Origin of the sequence: Flavobacterium aestuarii, from assembly GCF_040049115.1 — a bacterium.
Taxonomy (GTDB): domain Bacteria; phylum Bacteroidota; class Bacteroidia; order Flavobacteriales; family Flavobacteriaceae; genus Flavobacterium; species Flavobacterium aestuarii.
This window is the reverse complement of record NZ_JBDLZZ010000002.1, coordinates 277,673-292,924: the sequence shown is the minus strand read 5'-3', so window position 1 is coordinate 292,924 and position 15,252 is coordinate 277,673. Positions and strand designations below refer to the sequence as shown.

The 15,252-nt window shown below is 34.0% G+C and carries 16 protein-coding genes; 10 read left to right on the top strand and 6 right to left on the bottom strand.

The genetic code is table 11. The features are described from left to right. Positions 1 to 8 precede the first annotated feature (8 nt). From secG to groL, 4 genes are all read left to right on the top strand, one after another. Positions 9 to 353 (top strand): preprotein translocase subunit SecG, encoded by a 345-nt coding sequence (gene secG, locus ABEG11_RS03260; RefSeq protein ID WP_348822760.1) that lies wholly within the window; start codon positions 9 to 11, stop codon positions 351 to 353. Between the two features lie 135 nt (positions 354 to 488). Next, on the top strand, positions 489 to 764 hold the full coding sequence (locus ABEG11_RS03255; protein WP_100431955.1) for a co-chaperone GroES: 276 nt from the start codon (positions 489 to 491) through the stop codon (positions 762 to 764). An 83-nt stretch (positions 765 to 847) separates the two neighbouring features. Continuing rightward, a complete protein-coding gene (locus ABEG11_RS03250; RefSeq protein WP_194642050.1) occupies positions 848 to 1,210 on the top strand; it encodes a four helix bundle protein in 363 nt (120 codons plus the stop codon). 107 nt (positions 1,211 to 1,317) lie between these two features. Further along, positions 1,318 to 2,949 carry a chaperonin GroEL gene (gene groL / locus ABEG11_RS03245; protein ID WP_348822759.1) on the top strand — a complete coding sequence of 544 codons (1,632 nt, stop codon included), beginning with the start codon at positions 1,318 to 1,320 and terminating at the stop codon, positions 2,947 to 2,949. A gap of 239 nt (positions 2,950 to 3,188) precedes the next feature. On the opposite strand, the gene ABEG11_RS03240 is transcribed toward groL, so the two are convergent. From ABEG11_RS03240 to xrtF, 6 genes are all read right to left on the bottom strand, one after another. Then, positions 3,189 to 3,863, bottom strand: coding sequence for a DedA family protein (locus ABEG11_RS03240; protein WP_348822758.1), 675 nt, complete (start codon positions 3,861 to 3,863; stop codon positions 3,189 to 3,191). Positions 3,864 to 4,052: 189 nt separating this feature from the next. Beyond that, positions 4,053 to 4,394 (bottom strand): heavy-metal-associated domain-containing protein, encoded by a 342-nt coding sequence (locus ABEG11_RS03235; protein ID WP_348822757.1) that lies wholly within the window; start codon positions 4,392 to 4,394, stop codon positions 4,053 to 4,055. A 77-nt stretch (positions 4,395 to 4,471) separates the two neighbouring features. After that, complete coding sequence (locus ABEG11_RS03230) at positions 4,472 to 6,484, bottom strand: TonB-dependent receptor plug domain-containing protein (RefSeq protein ID WP_348822756.1); 2,013 nt, start codon at positions 6,482 to 6,484, stop codon at positions 4,472 to 4,474. A gap of 63 nt (positions 6,485 to 6,547) precedes the next feature. Then, complete coding sequence (locus ABEG11_RS03225) at positions 6,548 to 6,958, bottom strand: HYC_CC_PP family protein (RefSeq protein ID WP_348822755.1); 411 nt, start codon at positions 6,956 to 6,958, stop codon at positions 6,548 to 6,550. A gap of 232 nt (positions 6,959 to 7,190) precedes the next feature. Next, complete coding sequence (locus ABEG11_RS03220; protein ID WP_348822754.1) at positions 7,191 to 7,634, bottom strand: exosortase F system-associated membrane protein; 444 nt, start codon at positions 7,632 to 7,634, stop codon at positions 7,191 to 7,193. Then, positions 7,624 to 8,160: an exosortase family protein XrtF gene (xrtF, locus tag ABEG11_RS03215; RefSeq protein ID WP_348822753.1), complete on the bottom strand. Its 537-nt coding sequence runs from the start codon at positions 8,158 to 8,160 to the stop codon at positions 7,624 to 7,626. The genes ABEG11_RS03220 and xrtF overlap by 11 nt, the downstream gene beginning before the upstream one ends. A 73-nt stretch (positions 8,161 to 8,233) precedes the next feature. On the opposite strand from xrtF, the gene ABEG11_RS03210 reads away from it, so the two are divergent. The 6 genes from ABEG11_RS03210 (at position 8,234) to ABEG11_RS03185 (ending at position 14,905) form a co-directional block, all read left to right on the top strand. Beyond that, a complete protein-coding gene (locus ABEG11_RS03210) occupies positions 8,234 to 8,689 on the top strand; it encodes a GAF domain-containing protein (protein ID WP_348822752.1) in 456 nt (151 codons plus the stop codon). Between the two features lie 364 nt (positions 8,690 to 9,053). Next, positions 9,054 to 9,323 carry a 30S ribosomal protein S15 gene (gene rpsO, locus ABEG11_RS03205; RefSeq protein WP_325260454.1) on the top strand — a complete coding sequence of 90 codons (270 nt, stop codon included), beginning with the start codon at positions 9,054 to 9,056 and terminating at the stop codon, positions 9,321 to 9,323. 206 nt (positions 9,324 to 9,529) lie between these two features. Continuing rightward, complete coding sequence (locus ABEG11_RS03200) at positions 9,530 to 11,665, top strand: polyribonucleotide nucleotidyltransferase (protein ID WP_348822751.1); 2,136 nt, start codon at positions 9,530 to 9,532, stop codon at positions 11,663 to 11,665. 288 nt (positions 11,666 to 11,953) lie between these two features. Then, positions 11,954 to 12,352 carry a hypothetical protein gene (locus tag ABEG11_RS03195; RefSeq protein ID WP_348822750.1) on the top strand — a complete coding sequence of 133 codons (399 nt, stop codon included), beginning with the start codon at positions 11,954 to 11,956 and terminating at the stop codon, positions 12,350 to 12,352. Positions 12,353 to 12,624: 272 nt separating this feature from the next. Next, positions 12,625 to 14,166 carry a tetratricopeptide repeat-containing sensor histidine kinase gene (locus ABEG11_RS03190; RefSeq protein WP_348822749.1) on the top strand — a complete coding sequence of 514 codons (1,542 nt, stop codon included), beginning with the start codon at positions 12,625 to 12,627 and terminating at the stop codon, positions 14,164 to 14,166. Next, entirely contained in the window at positions 14,159 to 14,905 is a 747-nt protein-coding gene (locus ABEG11_RS03185; protein WP_348822748.1) for a LytR/AlgR family response regulator transcription factor, read from the top strand. Before ABEG11_RS03190 ends, ABEG11_RS03185 begins: the two co-directional genes overlap by 8 nt. The last annotated feature ends 347 nt before the right edge of the window (positions 14,906 to 15,252 follow it).

Genomic DNA, 15,252 nt, shown 5'->3' with positions numbered 1-15,252 from the left:
TAAATAGTATGTTTTCAATTTTTTTAGTTTTAATTACAATAGTATGTTTTCTATTGATCGTAGTAATTATGGTGCAAAACCCTAAAGGTGGCGGACTTTCTTCTACAATAAGTGGTTCTCAAATGTTAGGTGGTGTACAAAAAACTACTGATTTCTTAGACAAAAGTACTTGGACATTGGCAACTATACTAATTGCATTAATCTTGCTATCAGGATTAAGCTTTACAGGAACTTTGAGCGATTCAGATTCAAAAATCATTGACAATACTGAAACGGCAGCTCCAAAAACTAATGCTCCGGCACAGAATGCACCAGCAGGAAATACCCCTGCGCCTGCAACTCCAGCAAAATAATCTGTATACATAAATACATAGAATGCCAGCCTGTCAAAGCTGGCATTTTTTATAAGAAAAAATGTCAGTTTACGTGCGTTGGCATAATTTCTGAAAAGAAAAAAAACAGTAAAATTTAATATAAATATAAAAATCATGACATTAAACATTAAACCACTTTCAGACAGAGTTCTTATCGAGCCAGTTGCAGCTGAAACGAAAACGGCGTCAGGAATTTTTATTCCAGATACAGCCAAAGAGAAACCGCAAAAAGGAACTGTAGTAGCAGTAGGAAACGGAACTAAAGACCATACAATGACTGTAAAAATAGGAGATACAGTACTTTATGGAAAATACGCTGGAACTGAATTAAAATTAGAGGGGAAAGATTACCTGATTATGCGTGAAGACGATATTTTAGCAATTATTTAATTTTTCGCTGTAAGCAATAAGCCTTAAGCTATAAGCTTTTGAAATAATACTGCTTACTGCTTAAAGGTCAAAGCCAGCATAAAATGAGAGATTTTAAAAAATATGATATTTGGCAGCTTAGCCATTCTTTAACTTTAGACGTCTATAAAATGACTTCTGATTTCCCTAAAGAAGAATTATATGGTTTAACAAGCCAAATTCGCAGAGCTTCTTCGTCAATTCCTACAAACATTAGTGAAGGATGCGGAAGAAACAGCGACAAAGAATTCAATCAATTTCTCAATATTGCGTTAGGTTCTGCCAGCGAAACAGAATATCTGCTGATTTTAGCTAAAGATTTAAAATATCTGAATAGCGAAACTGCCGAAAATCAGTTAGAGAAAATCAATAGTATAAAAAGCAAAATTTACAAGTTAAAACAAGTGCTTATTAGCAATACGCTGTAAGCAATAAGCTCTAAGCTTTAAAAAGTTTATAGATACAAAAAACAAATATTAACCATCAGTAGAAAAAGGCTTATTGCCTAAAACCTACTGCCTAAAGCAATACAAAAATGGCAAAAGATATAAAATTTGATATTGAAGCACGCGACGGTTTAAAACGCGGTGTTGATGCATTAGCAAATGCAGTAAAAGTAACTCTTGGACCAAAAGGACGTAACGTAATTATTGGAAAATCTTTTGGCGGACCTACAGTAACCAAAGATGGAGTTTCGGTTGCAAAAGAAATCGAATTGAAAGATCCATTGGAAAATATGGGAGCTCAGATGGTAAAAGAAGTAGCTTCAAAAACTAATGATTTAGCAGGAGACGGAACTACAACTGCAACTGTTTTAGCACAAGCAATCGTAAAAGAAGGTCTTAAAAATGTTGCTGCTGGAGCAAACCCTATGGATTTGAAACGCGGTATTGACAAAGCAGTAGAAGCTATTGTTGCTGATTTGGCAAAACAAACCAAAGTAGTAGGAAGCGACTCTGAAAAAATAAAACAGATTGCAGCTATTTCTGCCAATAATGACGAAGTTATTGGTGAATTAATTGCTAATGCTTTCGCAAAAGTTGGAAAAGAAGGTGTAATCACGGTAGAAGAAGCTAAAGGAACTGATACATTTGTAGATGTTGTAGAAGGAATGCAGTTTGACAGAGGATATCTTTCTCCATATTTTGTAACCAATCCTGAAAAAATGGAAGCAGAATTAGACAGTCCGTACATCCTTTTATATGACAAAAAAGTTTCTTCTTTAAAAGAGTTACTTCCAGTTCTTGAGCCAGTAGCTCAATCAGGAAAACCATTATTGATTATCGCCGAAGATGTTGATGGCGAAGCATTATCAACATTGGTAGTAAACAAATTGCGTGGTGCATTAAAAATTGCAGCTGTAAAAGCTCCAGGTTTTGGTGACAGAAGAAAAGCAATGCTGGAAGATATTGCTATCTTGACTGGCGGAACTGTAATTTCTGAAGAAAGAGGTTATACTTTAGAGAACACCACTATCGAAATGCTGGGAACTGCAAAAAGAGTAACTATTGATAAAGACAATACAACTATCGTAAGTGGTGCTGGAGAAGCTGATATGATTAAAAATCGTGTGAACCAGATTAAAGGTCAGATGGAAACTACGACTTCTGATTATGACAAAGAAAAACTACAAGAACGTTTGGCTAAATTAGCCGGAGGTGTTGCAGTTCTATATGTTGGCGCTGCTTCTGAAGTAGAGATGAAAGAGAAAAAAGACAGAGTTGACGATGCTTTACACGCTACTCGCGCTGCTGTCGAAGAAGGAATCGTGGCTGGTGGAGGCGTTGCTCTATTAAGAGCAAAACAATCACTAGAGGCTTTAAAAGCTGATAATGCAGACGAAGCTACTGGAATTAAAATCATTTCTCGCGCTATAGAATCTCCATTAAGAACAATTGTAGAAAACGCAGGCCTTGAAGGCTCTGTTGTTGTGGCAAAAGTTGCTGAAGGATCTGGAGATTTTGGTTACAATGCCAAAACAGATGAATATGTGGACATGCTGAAAGCAGGAATTATCGATCCTAAAAAAGTAACTCGTGTAGCTTTGGAAAATGCTGCATCAGTTTCTGGAATGATATTAACTACTGAATGTGCTTTGATCGATATTAAAGAAGAAAGTGCAGCTGGCGCAGGACACATGGGCGGCGGTATGCCGGGAATGATGTAATTTTTATATAATTCCAAAAATAATAAAATTCCAAATTTCAATTTGGGTTAAAATCAAAAATCCGTCTTGATTTGTCTTGACGGTTTTTTTTATGTCTTTTAACTAAGTTCAGATAACTTAAAAACAAAAAAATAGGTTTCCATTTATCACTCAGAAACATTGTGCAACGTATAAAAAAAAACGTCTTGTTCGGTAGAGCAAGACGTTTTGTGTATTTTGAAAAAAACTATTTTATTTTATTAATGAACCACTTTTTTCTTAATCATCTTTAAGAAAACTGGCAAAGTAGAAACTAATATAATTCCGATAACAATTTTTTCAATATGTTCTTTTAAGTCAATTCCCATATCCAGAAACATTCCGTAAAGATAATGTCCAGAAAAAATCAAAATGAAAGACCATAAAATAGAACTCAGTATATTAAAAAACATAAACTTCTTTTTATCCATCGAACCTATACCCGCCACGATTGGAGCAAAAGTCCTTACAATAGGCAGGAATCGCGCATAGATAATAGCTTTTCCTCCGTGTTTTTCGAAAAACTCCTTGGCCTGAAGCAGATATTTTTTCTTGAACAAAAGTGTATCTTCTCTGTTGTATAAATAATAGCCGCTTTTGGCACCAAACCAATAACCTACCATGTTCCCAAAAATGCCCGAAAGTGCCACTAAAGAAGAAAGCAATACAAGATTTATGAAATCACTTTGGATATAAACCACATTCTGAATCAGATCACGGCTATAGATACCGGCAAGAAACAGAAGACTGTCACCAGGAAGAAAAAAACCGGCAAAAAGTCCAGTTTCAGCAAAAACTATGAATAAAACAATGTACAAACCCAGTTGAATGCCACCAATTGTAAATGTTATATAAAATTCAGGATTTACTAATTGGGTCCATTCAAAATTATTCATAAATTTTTGTTTTTGTTTAGGTGGTGAAAGTAATAATAATTTAGGTGAACCACAATACTATACCTTATTTTAAAGTTTTATTAACGAATAAAAAAACATCAAAATGAATAACCATTTTGATGTTTATAATTATTGACAGACAAAGTAATCATAATCTATCCAACAGTTTCGCAGATGATTTTACATGAATTACAATCTATCGTATTGGCAGCATGAATGCAGGTTATCATAATCCTCCTTAGTAGATTTTACTGAATCGGTATCGTGACCTGCTTTGGCCACTGCTTTTTTAACATCCATCAAAGAACATTTTTCTTCATTAATAATCACGCTCAATTTATGTGTTTCAATATCCCAGGAAGCAGATTTCACTCCTGGAACCGAATAAGCTGCCTTCTGGATTCTTTTTTGGCATTGCTCACAGTTCCCGTTCACTTCGGTTGTATATTTTGCATTTTTATTTTTGTTTTCTTGACTAAAAGCTGATAATCCTATAAAGGTCATCAGAATTACTAATGCTAGATTTTTCATGTTTTTAAATTTTAAATGGTTTTTACTTTTTATTATTATTTTTGAAATTGACATTATTATTGTCTATTGCTATTACCTTATTTTATTTTAAATCGCAATCCTGCATAATACATTTGACCAAATACAGGCGCGTATAAAATTGTTGCATCAAAATTAGGACCAAAAGGGTTTTCAGCGTCAACTATGGCTTGGCTCTGAGTATAATTACCAATATTTTCCCCTCCTATATATATTTCAAAATTTCTCGAAAATGTTCGTGTAATCTGAGCATTCATCAAAGAATAAGCTGGCGAATGTTCAGGAAGCTGATATGCAGCAGGATTAGATGCGGTATAAGGCAATTGCTGCTCTCCAATCCAGTTGTAAGTAAAATCGAATTTCCATTGCTGCCCTTTGTCCTTAATATGAGTTTCATAGCCTAAATTACTAAAGAAACGATGTGCCGCCTGCAATGGTCTCTGAAATTTGCCAGACAGATAATCTGTCTTGATATCATAGTATTTGTAAGCAGTACGCAATTCTAATCGCTTGGCCAATTCATAATTGAATTCCAATTGAAAACTATTAGCATACGAATTGCCGTCTAGATTGTGAAAAACAACTGATTGTGGGCTTTCCATGACATCGACTACAATTTGATTCTGAAAATCGGTTCTATAAAAATCGGCTGTTACATCTCCTTTTCTATTAAACAATTGAAATCCCTGCATAAAACTAAGGCCATAATTCCATGCAATTTCTGGATCTAATCCATACAATTTTCCTCCAGTGTTTACAACATCAAACGTTCGGGAACTAGCAAATAACGTTTGATTTTCGGCAAAAATATTAGCTGGACGCTTTCCTCTTCCCACAGAAGCTCTAAACACACCTTTCTCCCAAGGATTATATTTCAGATGTATTCTTGGCGTAGCAAAAACACCCAAACGATTTCCATAATCGATTCTGGCTCCCAGAATCATGCTGAAATTATCGTGATTATCAAAAGTGTATTCAAAAAATGCTCCTGCTGTATTATCAATTCTGCTATAATCTGCAGTATTTACAAATTCAGAATAATCATCATAGGTAAAGTTCAATCCAGCAGCAAACTTGTTTTTATCATTACTAATGATAGAATTAAAAATCAAGTTCGAATAAAAACTATTCTGCTTGATATTATATCCTCTCAACCCAAAATAGGAATCTTGATTATAACTGGAAAATGCATTCTGAAAACCGATACTTTGATACGGCTTGTCCTTAAAAACATATCCTAATTTTGTAGAAATATCTACTTTTCTGGTATCAATTTCGGAACCCCAAAAATTAGCTGTTCCTTTATCAGTATCAGGATTAAAATCCAATTGTCCCATCTGCTTGCTATCATCCATATATTGGAAATTAATAAAACTGACCCAGCCTGTTTCAGCATTGTAATATTGGTAGCGATTGAGTACATTGATTTGTTTTTGCAAAGGATTATCAAGGAAGCCATCGTCATTCTTATCCATTTTAGAATCACGAATATTGCCATGCAGCAATAAACTGGAAGCCCAATTGTCAGACAATTTGGTGTTGAAATTTACATTTAGCTCAAATCTGGAATCGGTAGATCCGTATGCATTTAATAAAACCGGCACTTCCGTTAATGGCTTTACCAGCTCAGTATTAATTTGACCAGAAATGCTTTCGAATCCATTGACCACACTCCCAGCACCCTTGCTGATCTGAATACTTTCTATCCAAGGACCAGGCGTAAAAGAAAGCCCGTACGCTTGTGAAGCTCCTCGAACCGAAGGTACATTTTCCTGGGTCATTAACAAGTAAGGACTTGTAAGGCCTAACATCTTTATTTGTTTTGTTCCCGTTAAGGCGTCCGAAAAATTGACATCTATAGAAGGGTTTGTTTCAAAACTTTCGGCCAAGTTACAGCAGGCTGCTTTGAGCAATTCCTTTTTTGTAACTAAAGTTGAATTTGCAGTCAGTGTATATGATTTTTGCAGGGCCTTGCGTTTAGACTGGACTTTTATTTCTCGTAAAGTATCTTGCGCAAACGAACCATAAGCAACGAGCAAAAACAGCAAATGCAGTATTGTTTGTTTTTTCATGATGTATATTATAAATGATTAATATGCCAAACCACTCAAATGGTTCAACTCAAAAATTAAACATTATAATCTATCATAAAGGAGATATTGGCTGTACAGCTTATAAAGCGGAGGCGCATTGGCATCACAATAATAGGAAAGCTGTACATTGCTTTTAAAGCTGGGAAGCGCACTAAAAGCTGTAAATTGATATTCTGGAATTAAAAAAGGTGAATCAAGCTGAAAAGAAAAAGATTTAATAATTTTATCATCTGCCTTTTCCTTAACAACGATTTTCTTGTCTTTACAGCAGCTGTCTTTTTTGCTGACAGCTTTTTTTTCGCAACAGCCTTTTTCCTGCTGCATTGATATAGCAGAACCCAGAGATACCGAGGCAATTTTCCCTCCGCAATAATGCACATTAAAAGCTAACCCAACATTGGAACCCAATATCAGAAATGCCAAAAGTATGCTTATATATCTCTTAACTCTCATAATGCAAAATTACCATTATTATTTTCCAAAAAAACTAAACTCTTGTTAAACTTTTAATGAAACAATCAAATCAATTATTATGGCATGCCCCAAGGGTCGGGCTGTACATTATATCTTTTGTTTTCCTAAAGAAGGAAAACAAAAGGATGCCATTTCCATCCCTCATGCAGATCCGTTTTCAAAACAGCTTCATTGTAAAACATGGCAATTAAACTGTTAAGATTGCTGGCAATTATTTATTCATTTTTTGAAAGTAAAATGCTGGAATAAAAACAAATACAAACAAAGGCTGAATCAAAAAACGCCTCACATAAAAAAGCAATAAATTTTCCTGGTTTCTAAAAAAATAAATAACACAAAAGAAAACTATTATTAGAATCACAAAAAATAAAATATATAAAACACCAGCAAACGAAACCATTTTCCAATCCTTAAAAATAAAATAAAGGATCCCAAGAGAGAAAACGGTATTCAACGCATATCGGAACAATAATCCCAGAAAAAGCAAACCTGAATTAAATTCAGGCAAGGGCATTTTTAAATAATCGTCATTAAAATAAACCAGAAAAGGATCATAAAACAATTGGCTTTCGAAAGCTCTAACCAGAATTAACAAACAGAGCAATATGGCCAGAAAAAAAATACTGGTTTTATTTTGAAGTATTTTATTCGGCATATTTCGAAAATTTTCTTACCCAGATTAGCCATAAAATAAAAACGGCTCCATAAATTATAGCCGGAAATAAAACACCATGCAAAAGATGTTTTATTGCAGGATAATAATACATCAAAACTATTAATAGAGCAATACGCAATACATTGAGAATATAAATCAATGTTGTACCTCCAAGAATAAATAACAAAGTACTCTTGAAACTTCCAGTAAACGCAACAATAAAAGAAATAAATAAAACAATAACACTTATTCCATTGCACCCTTCGACAATACGGACAATATATTGATTTTGAAAATACATCCTGACAAACGGTTCATTAACAACACTTTCAGCCTGAATACGCATGAAAAACCATGAAATCACCTTTTCAGAATTATGCGCAACAATTTGCGTAATACTATCAACAGTATTATTTCCAAAACTATTTAAAAAAAGCTGATAAAGGAATGTCAGCAGAATATAGCAGCCAAAAAAACTAGCTAAAAAAACTAGAAAAGGTTTGTATTCGGTGAAGTATTTTTTCAAAATTATTTTTTTTGCCAAATTTATACAATAAAAGAATCTGCTTTAAATACTTTTGCATAAAAAATAATAAAACATGACTTTTCAAGAATTACAGCCAAAAGTAACTGAGATAACAACAGACGCAATACTCAGCAGAGACGAAAAACTATTGGCAATCTGCCAGCTCCTGAGCGATTCTATTTCTTACTACAACTGGGTAGGTTTTTATTTTGCCAATCACGAAGCAAAAACACTTCACCTTGGTCCGTATGTAGGAGCTGAAACCGACCATACTGTTATTCCATTTGGAAAAGGAATTTGTGGTCAGGTTGCCGTTTCCAACAATAATTTTGTCGTTCCGGATGTAAGCGCACAGGACAACTATATTGCATGCAGTTTTACTGTAAAGTCCGAAATTGTAGTTCCTCTTTTTGTAAACGGTAAAAACATTGGACAAATCGATATTGACAGCCATGTGATTGATCCATTTACCGAAAAAGATGAACGCTTTTTGGAATTTGTGAATCAGGAGATTGCAAAGTTGTTTTAAACTTCATAACCAATTCTAAGAAAGCCTGAAAACATTAATTTCGGGCTTTACAAATACATCTTTTATTGTAGACAAAGACGGTCAGATAACAGAACCAATGACCGTAAAAATCCATAAATTCTACCCTAGATTATGAAGCAATTGATGTTATAAGCAGTTACAAAAAATGGATTCCCGGCAAACAAAGAGGACAATATGTAAGAGTCAAATACCAGATCCCGATTACTCTAGCAGGCATGAAATAAAAGGGGCTCATCAAAATAATTCAAAATACATAATTTATAATCCATAATTATTTTCTACATTTGCACCCGTCTTACAATAGCTGTATGACATACATAATAATCATTTAAATAATATTAAAATGTACTTAACTAAAGAAGTTAAAGCAGAAATCTTCGCTAAATACGGAGGAAAAGCAGAAAACACTGGATCTGCAGAAGGACAAATCGCGTTATTTACGCACAGAATTACTCACCTTACTGAGCACTTGAAAAAAAATCGTCACGATTTTAACACTGAGCGTTCATTGGTACTATTAGTAGGTAAAAGAAGAGCTTTGCTGGATTACTTGAAGAAAACAGAGATCAACAGATATCGTGAGATTATCAAAGTATTGGGTATTAGAAAATAATCAATATAATAAAGAGGTGCGAAAGTGCCTCTTTTTTTTATTTCTCTTTTAGATTTAAAAAAAATATTTTAAATTTAATAATTCTTATCAGAAATGATAATTCATTAAAAAAGTTTGGTTTTTCATTGGGTTTTAGGCATTAACTACGCAACAACTACAACTAACAACACAACTAAAACCCACTGTATAATCAAAAGGAAAAAATTATGATTCCACAATTATTTGTAGAAAAAATCGATTTGGGTGATGGCAGAAGCATCACAATCGAGACAGGACGTTTAGCTAAACAAGCAGATGGTTCTGTAGTAGTAAGAATGGGCGATACAATGATACTAGCCACAGCAGTATCAGCCCGTACCAGCAACCCTGGCGTTGATTTTTTACCGTTAACGGTAGATTATCGCGAAAAATTTGCAGCCGCTGGCCGATTTCCTGGAGGTTTCTTCAAGAGAGAAGCACGTCCAAGTGACAGCGAAGTATTGACAATGAGATTAGTAGACCGTGTATTGCGTCCGCTTTTCCCAGACGATTACCACGCTGAAACACAAGTTATGATTCAGTTGATGTCTCATGACGAAGAAGTAATGCCGGATGCATTAGCTGGCTTAGCTGCTTCTGCAGCATTGGCAGTTTCAGACATTCCATTTTACAATCTGATTTCTGAAGTTCGTGTTGCACGTATCGACGGAAAATTAGTTATCAACCCAAGCAGAGAAGATTTAGAAAAATCAGACATCGACATGATGATTGGAGCTTCTATGGATTCTGTAGCAATGGTGGAAGGTGAAATGAAAGAAATCTCAGAAGCTGAAATGATCGAAGCAATTAAATTTGCTCACGAAGCTATTAAAGTTCAAATTCAGGCTCAATACCGTTTACAGGAAGCTTTTGGAAAAAAAGAAATTCGTACTTACGAAGGTGAGAAAGAAAACGAAGAAATTTACAAAAAAGTAAAAGCAGCAGCTTACGATAAAATCTATGCCATTGCTAAAGTTGGATCTGCTAAACATGAAAGAAGCGCAGCATTTGCTGAAGTAAAAGAAGAAGTAAAAGCTTTATTCACAGAAGAAGAATTAGCAGCTGATGGTGATTTAGTTTCTAAATATTTTTACAAAACCAACAAAGAAGCGGTTCGTAATGTTGTATTAGAATTAGGAATCCGTTTAGACGGAAGAAAAACTACTGATATCAGACCTATCTGGTGCGAAACTGATTACTTACCAAGAGTTCACGGTTCTTCATTGTTTACACGTGGAGAAACTCAAGCTTTGGCTACTGTAACTCTTGGAACTTCTAGAGAAGCAAACCAAATTGACTCGCCATCAGAACAAGGAGAAGAGAAGTTCTACTTACACTATAACTTCCCCCCTTTCTCTACTGGTGAAGCAAAACCATTGAGAGGAACTTCAAGAAGAGAAGTAGGTCACGGAAACTTAGCTCAAAGAGCTTTGAAAAACATGATTCCTGCTGACTGTCCTTATACTATCCGTGTTGTTTCTGAAGTTTTAGAATCTAACGGATCTTCTTCTATGGCAACGGTTTGTGCTGGAACAATGGCACTTTTGGATGCTGGCGTTCAAATGGTAAAACCAGTTTCTGGAATTGCTATGGGATTGATTACTGACGGCGAGAAGTTTGCTGTATTGTCTGATATTTTAGGCGACGAAGATCACTTAGGAGATATGGACTTTAAAGTAACTGGAACAAAAGACGGTATCACTGCCTGCCAGATGGACATCAAAATTGATGGATTGCGTTATGATATTATGGAGCAGGCTTTGGCTCAGGCACGTGACGGACGCATGCATATTTTAGGTAAAATAACTGAAACAATCGCTGCGCCACGAGCTAATGTAAAAGCACACGCACCAAAAATCATCACCAGAACTATCCCTGGAAACTTTATTGGAGCATTGATTGGACCTGGCGGAAAAGTAATTCAGGAATTACAGAAAGCTACCGGAACTACAATCGTTATCAACGAAGTAGACGAGCAAGGAGTTATCGAAATCTTAGGTACAGATCCTGCTGGAATCGAAGCAGTATTGGCAAAAATTGCTTCTATCACTTTCAAACCGCAAATGGGTGAAGCTTACGAAGTGAAAGTAATCAAAATGCTGGATTTTGGTGCCGTTGTAGAATACACTGCTGCTCCAGGAAACGAAGTTTTATTACACGTATCTGAATTAGCTTGGGAACGCACAGAAAACGTGACTGATGTAGTGAATATGGGTGATGTTTTCCAAGTGAAATACTTAGGCGTTGACCCAAAAACTAAAAAAGAAAAAGTTTCTAGAAAAGCACTTATTCCAAGACCTCCACGCGAGGAGAAAAAAGAGTAATCCAATCTTAGTTTACTAAAGGTTTATTTTTATAAAAAAGCCCCGTTTCAAAATTATGAAACGGGGCTTTTCAGTTTTACAAACAGAATATCAAAAAACATGAAGTTGTAGCAACACAAAAGACATTCTCGCCCAAAATCATCAAATTAAACAGTTTTTTCCGCTTTAATGAATAATTATTCCTTTTTTTAAGAAAGATAAACAATTTATTATATTAAAATAACGACATATTCAAAGAAAAAAAATATCTTTAACGTGAAAATTATTAACAAATTAATTTAAAAAATTATGTCTTATCCAACTATCCAAGTTACAAAACTTAATGCCGTTCCTTTCACATTCGACGAAACAGCAAATGTAGAATACCCAGTATCTCCTTTTGTTTCAGCAAAATTATACACCAATGCAGACAATGTTTTAACCTTAAAAATAAGAGCTACCTTATATATAGACTCTGCAAACACAGTTGAGCCTTTTGTAGAAATTGACCCTGTGGTTCGTGGAGGTTCCTTGCAATTGTATTTTGATTACAACTTTACCGAGGAAAGCCCTAAAAGTTTAGATGTTTGGTACATTGAATTGGATTATAGCGCGGAAGGGGTCGGATATATATCAAGCGTTACATCTTATTTAAGAGATGTTGATCCTGAAACTTCTAGAGGAACTAGAACAGATGTAGGAAATTAACAACTTAAAAACAACATCATTTATTAAAATGGTGTTGTTTTGAAATCTGCACTAAAAACTAACCAATTTGTAAAATGTTTAAATTAAAATTATTCATTACTTCAATTTTACTTTTTTTTCCGTTTTACCATTTCTCCCAAGAACAATCAACAACTGTAACTCTAAACCATATATTACAGAAAAAAGCTATAGAGTTCGAAAACGAAAATAACTTTAATAAAGCTCGTCTTTACTTTATAAAAAACAATTGGGATTCCACATTAGTATATTCCATGAAACAGCTAACTTCCAGGAATAACAAAGAAGTAATAGATTATTGTCACTTTTTTAGAGGATATAGTTTTAGAGAAAAAAAACTATTCAAGGAAGCCCAATCAGAAATGCATTTAATATCCGATAAATTTATGCTTTATCCTCTAGTAAACAAAAATTTAGGTCAAATTGCATTAGAATTAAAAGAATTTAAAAAAGCTATTCACTACTTTAAAAAAGTAGAAAAACTAGCAATTACAAACAAAAATGGTTACAAAATAAGTATTATTTACCAAAATTTAGGCGTTTCTTATTTGCATCTCAATCAGTTTGATAAGGCTGATGAATATCTTACAAAAAGTAAAGAATTACAAGAAAAAGAAAAGGATACAATCTCTTTAATTAGTTTATATTTAGATATCGCAAATTTAAGTTATGTCCAATATAAAGATTCTCAAGCAATCCCATATTTTGAGAAAGCTTATAATTTATCAAAAAAAATAAAAGATTTCAACAAAAAAGAAATCACAGCTTTCAATATGTCAACTGTAGAAGAAAATAGAGGCAACTACAAACAAGCCTTAATCTATAGAAAAGAATACGACCGATGGAAAGATTCCCTCAACAACCAAAATAAAGTCTGGGCAATTGCTGATTATGAAAAAAAATACGCTATAGCCCAAAAACAAAAACAAATATCAGTACTAAAAATAGAGAATGAACTAAAAGAAACACAGCGTAAAACCATGTTTTTTTCAACATTAGGTTTATTATTGGTATTGTCAGCTGGTGTATATGCTTATGCTCAAAAAGTAAAAAATGCAAAAATCATACTCTCGCAAAAAGAAAAACTGAACGAACTCAACGCTACCAAAGATCAGTTGTTTTCTATAGTAAGCCATGATTTGCGTTCCTCAGTAAATGCTTTAAAAACGAGCAACACCAAATTAACCACTTCACTGGAAACCAAAAACTATAGTGAGTTAGACCAACTCCTACATCAAAATAGCGAAATAGCAAACGGCGCCTACAGTCTGCTCGACAACTTATTGCATTGGGCATTATTGCAAACCAAACAATTGTATTTTCATAAAGATTCTGTTCATCTTTTTTCTATTATACAGCAAATAGAATACAACTACAAACCTTTATTACTTGATAAAGCCATCAGTTTTGAGAACACAGTTTCAAAAAATAGTTTTATATTCGTAGATCTCGATTCGTTAAAAATTGTACTTCGTAACCTGCTCGATAATGCTATAAAATTTACTCCCGAGAATGGACAAATTAGTTTTTATACTATAGAAACCAATACAGATTTTTGCCAGCTCGTGATTCAGGACACTGGTTTAGGAATGACACAAAACACCATCGACGAACTAATGCAGGAAAGTGAATTACTGGCCAAGAAAAAAAACTCGGAGATTATAGGAACAGGTCTAGGTATGCAATTGTGCAAGCAAATGATTAAGAAAAATGGAGGTTCAATAGCCATAGAAAGCGAGCTCAACAAAGGAACTAAAATGATACTTTCGTTCCCAAAAACAAAACAAAATGGATAATATTAATGTACTCATTATAGAAGACACGCCAGAAGAAAGCGAAGCACTAAGCAAAGTTTTATTGGCTAACAATTATAACATCGCAGGTATTGCCCAAAATTATAAAGACGCACTAACCTTATTTTACAAAAACCACGTCGATATTATTATTATCGATGTATTCTTGGATGGAAAACCAGAAGGAATCACGTTTGCCGAAACTATCAATATTATACCAAATGCTTCCAAGCCTTTTGTTTTTTTGACCAGCTCACAGGACCGTCAGATTTTTGAAAGAGCAAAACTTACCAAGCCATTCAGCTTTTTGATGAAACCTTTTAATGAATTAGAAATAATTTACGCAATAGAAATGGCTGTTGAAAAATTCTATGAACAAACCAATGTCTTTCTGAGCGAAGATCAGGATACTGTAATCAGTAACGACTATTTATTTATCAAAAAGAAAAATGCACTCAAAAAAGTATCGCTAAAAGATATTCTTTACATCGAAGTTGAAGACCGATATTGCAACATCATTACTGAAAAAGAAAAATTTGTTATATTGATCTCTCTCACCAAAATCAGTGAACTGCTCGATAAGAATAAATTCATAAGAACTCATAGAAACTATATAGTGAACTCTGATACAATTGAAGAAATAATTCTAGCTGATAATCTTGTTATTCTCAAAGGAAATCACAAAGTGAGCCTCAGTGACAATTACAAAGATTTTATCAAGAAAATAAAAACATTATCATAACTATTTCCTTTGTTACAGAAAATCTTCTCTTCATAGAGGAGATTTTTTTTTGTTTATATGTGACTAAATGAAAAAATTGACGTTGTTCATTTACAATGCTTATAACAACAAAAACCAGCTTCATAACATCTGGATAAAAACAGAGAAACTTTAGCCATATTTTTAACCAGCCAAATAACCTAAAGAACCAATGAGAATAGAACTTAATACCACCCTAAACATGCAATTAAGAAACTTTTTTAACAAAATCAACCCCTGGATTGGGCTTTTAGCATCATTGTGCATTATCCTCCCCAGCTTGTATAGCATTCTTGATGCTCCTTTTACAATTACCGATGACCACTTTA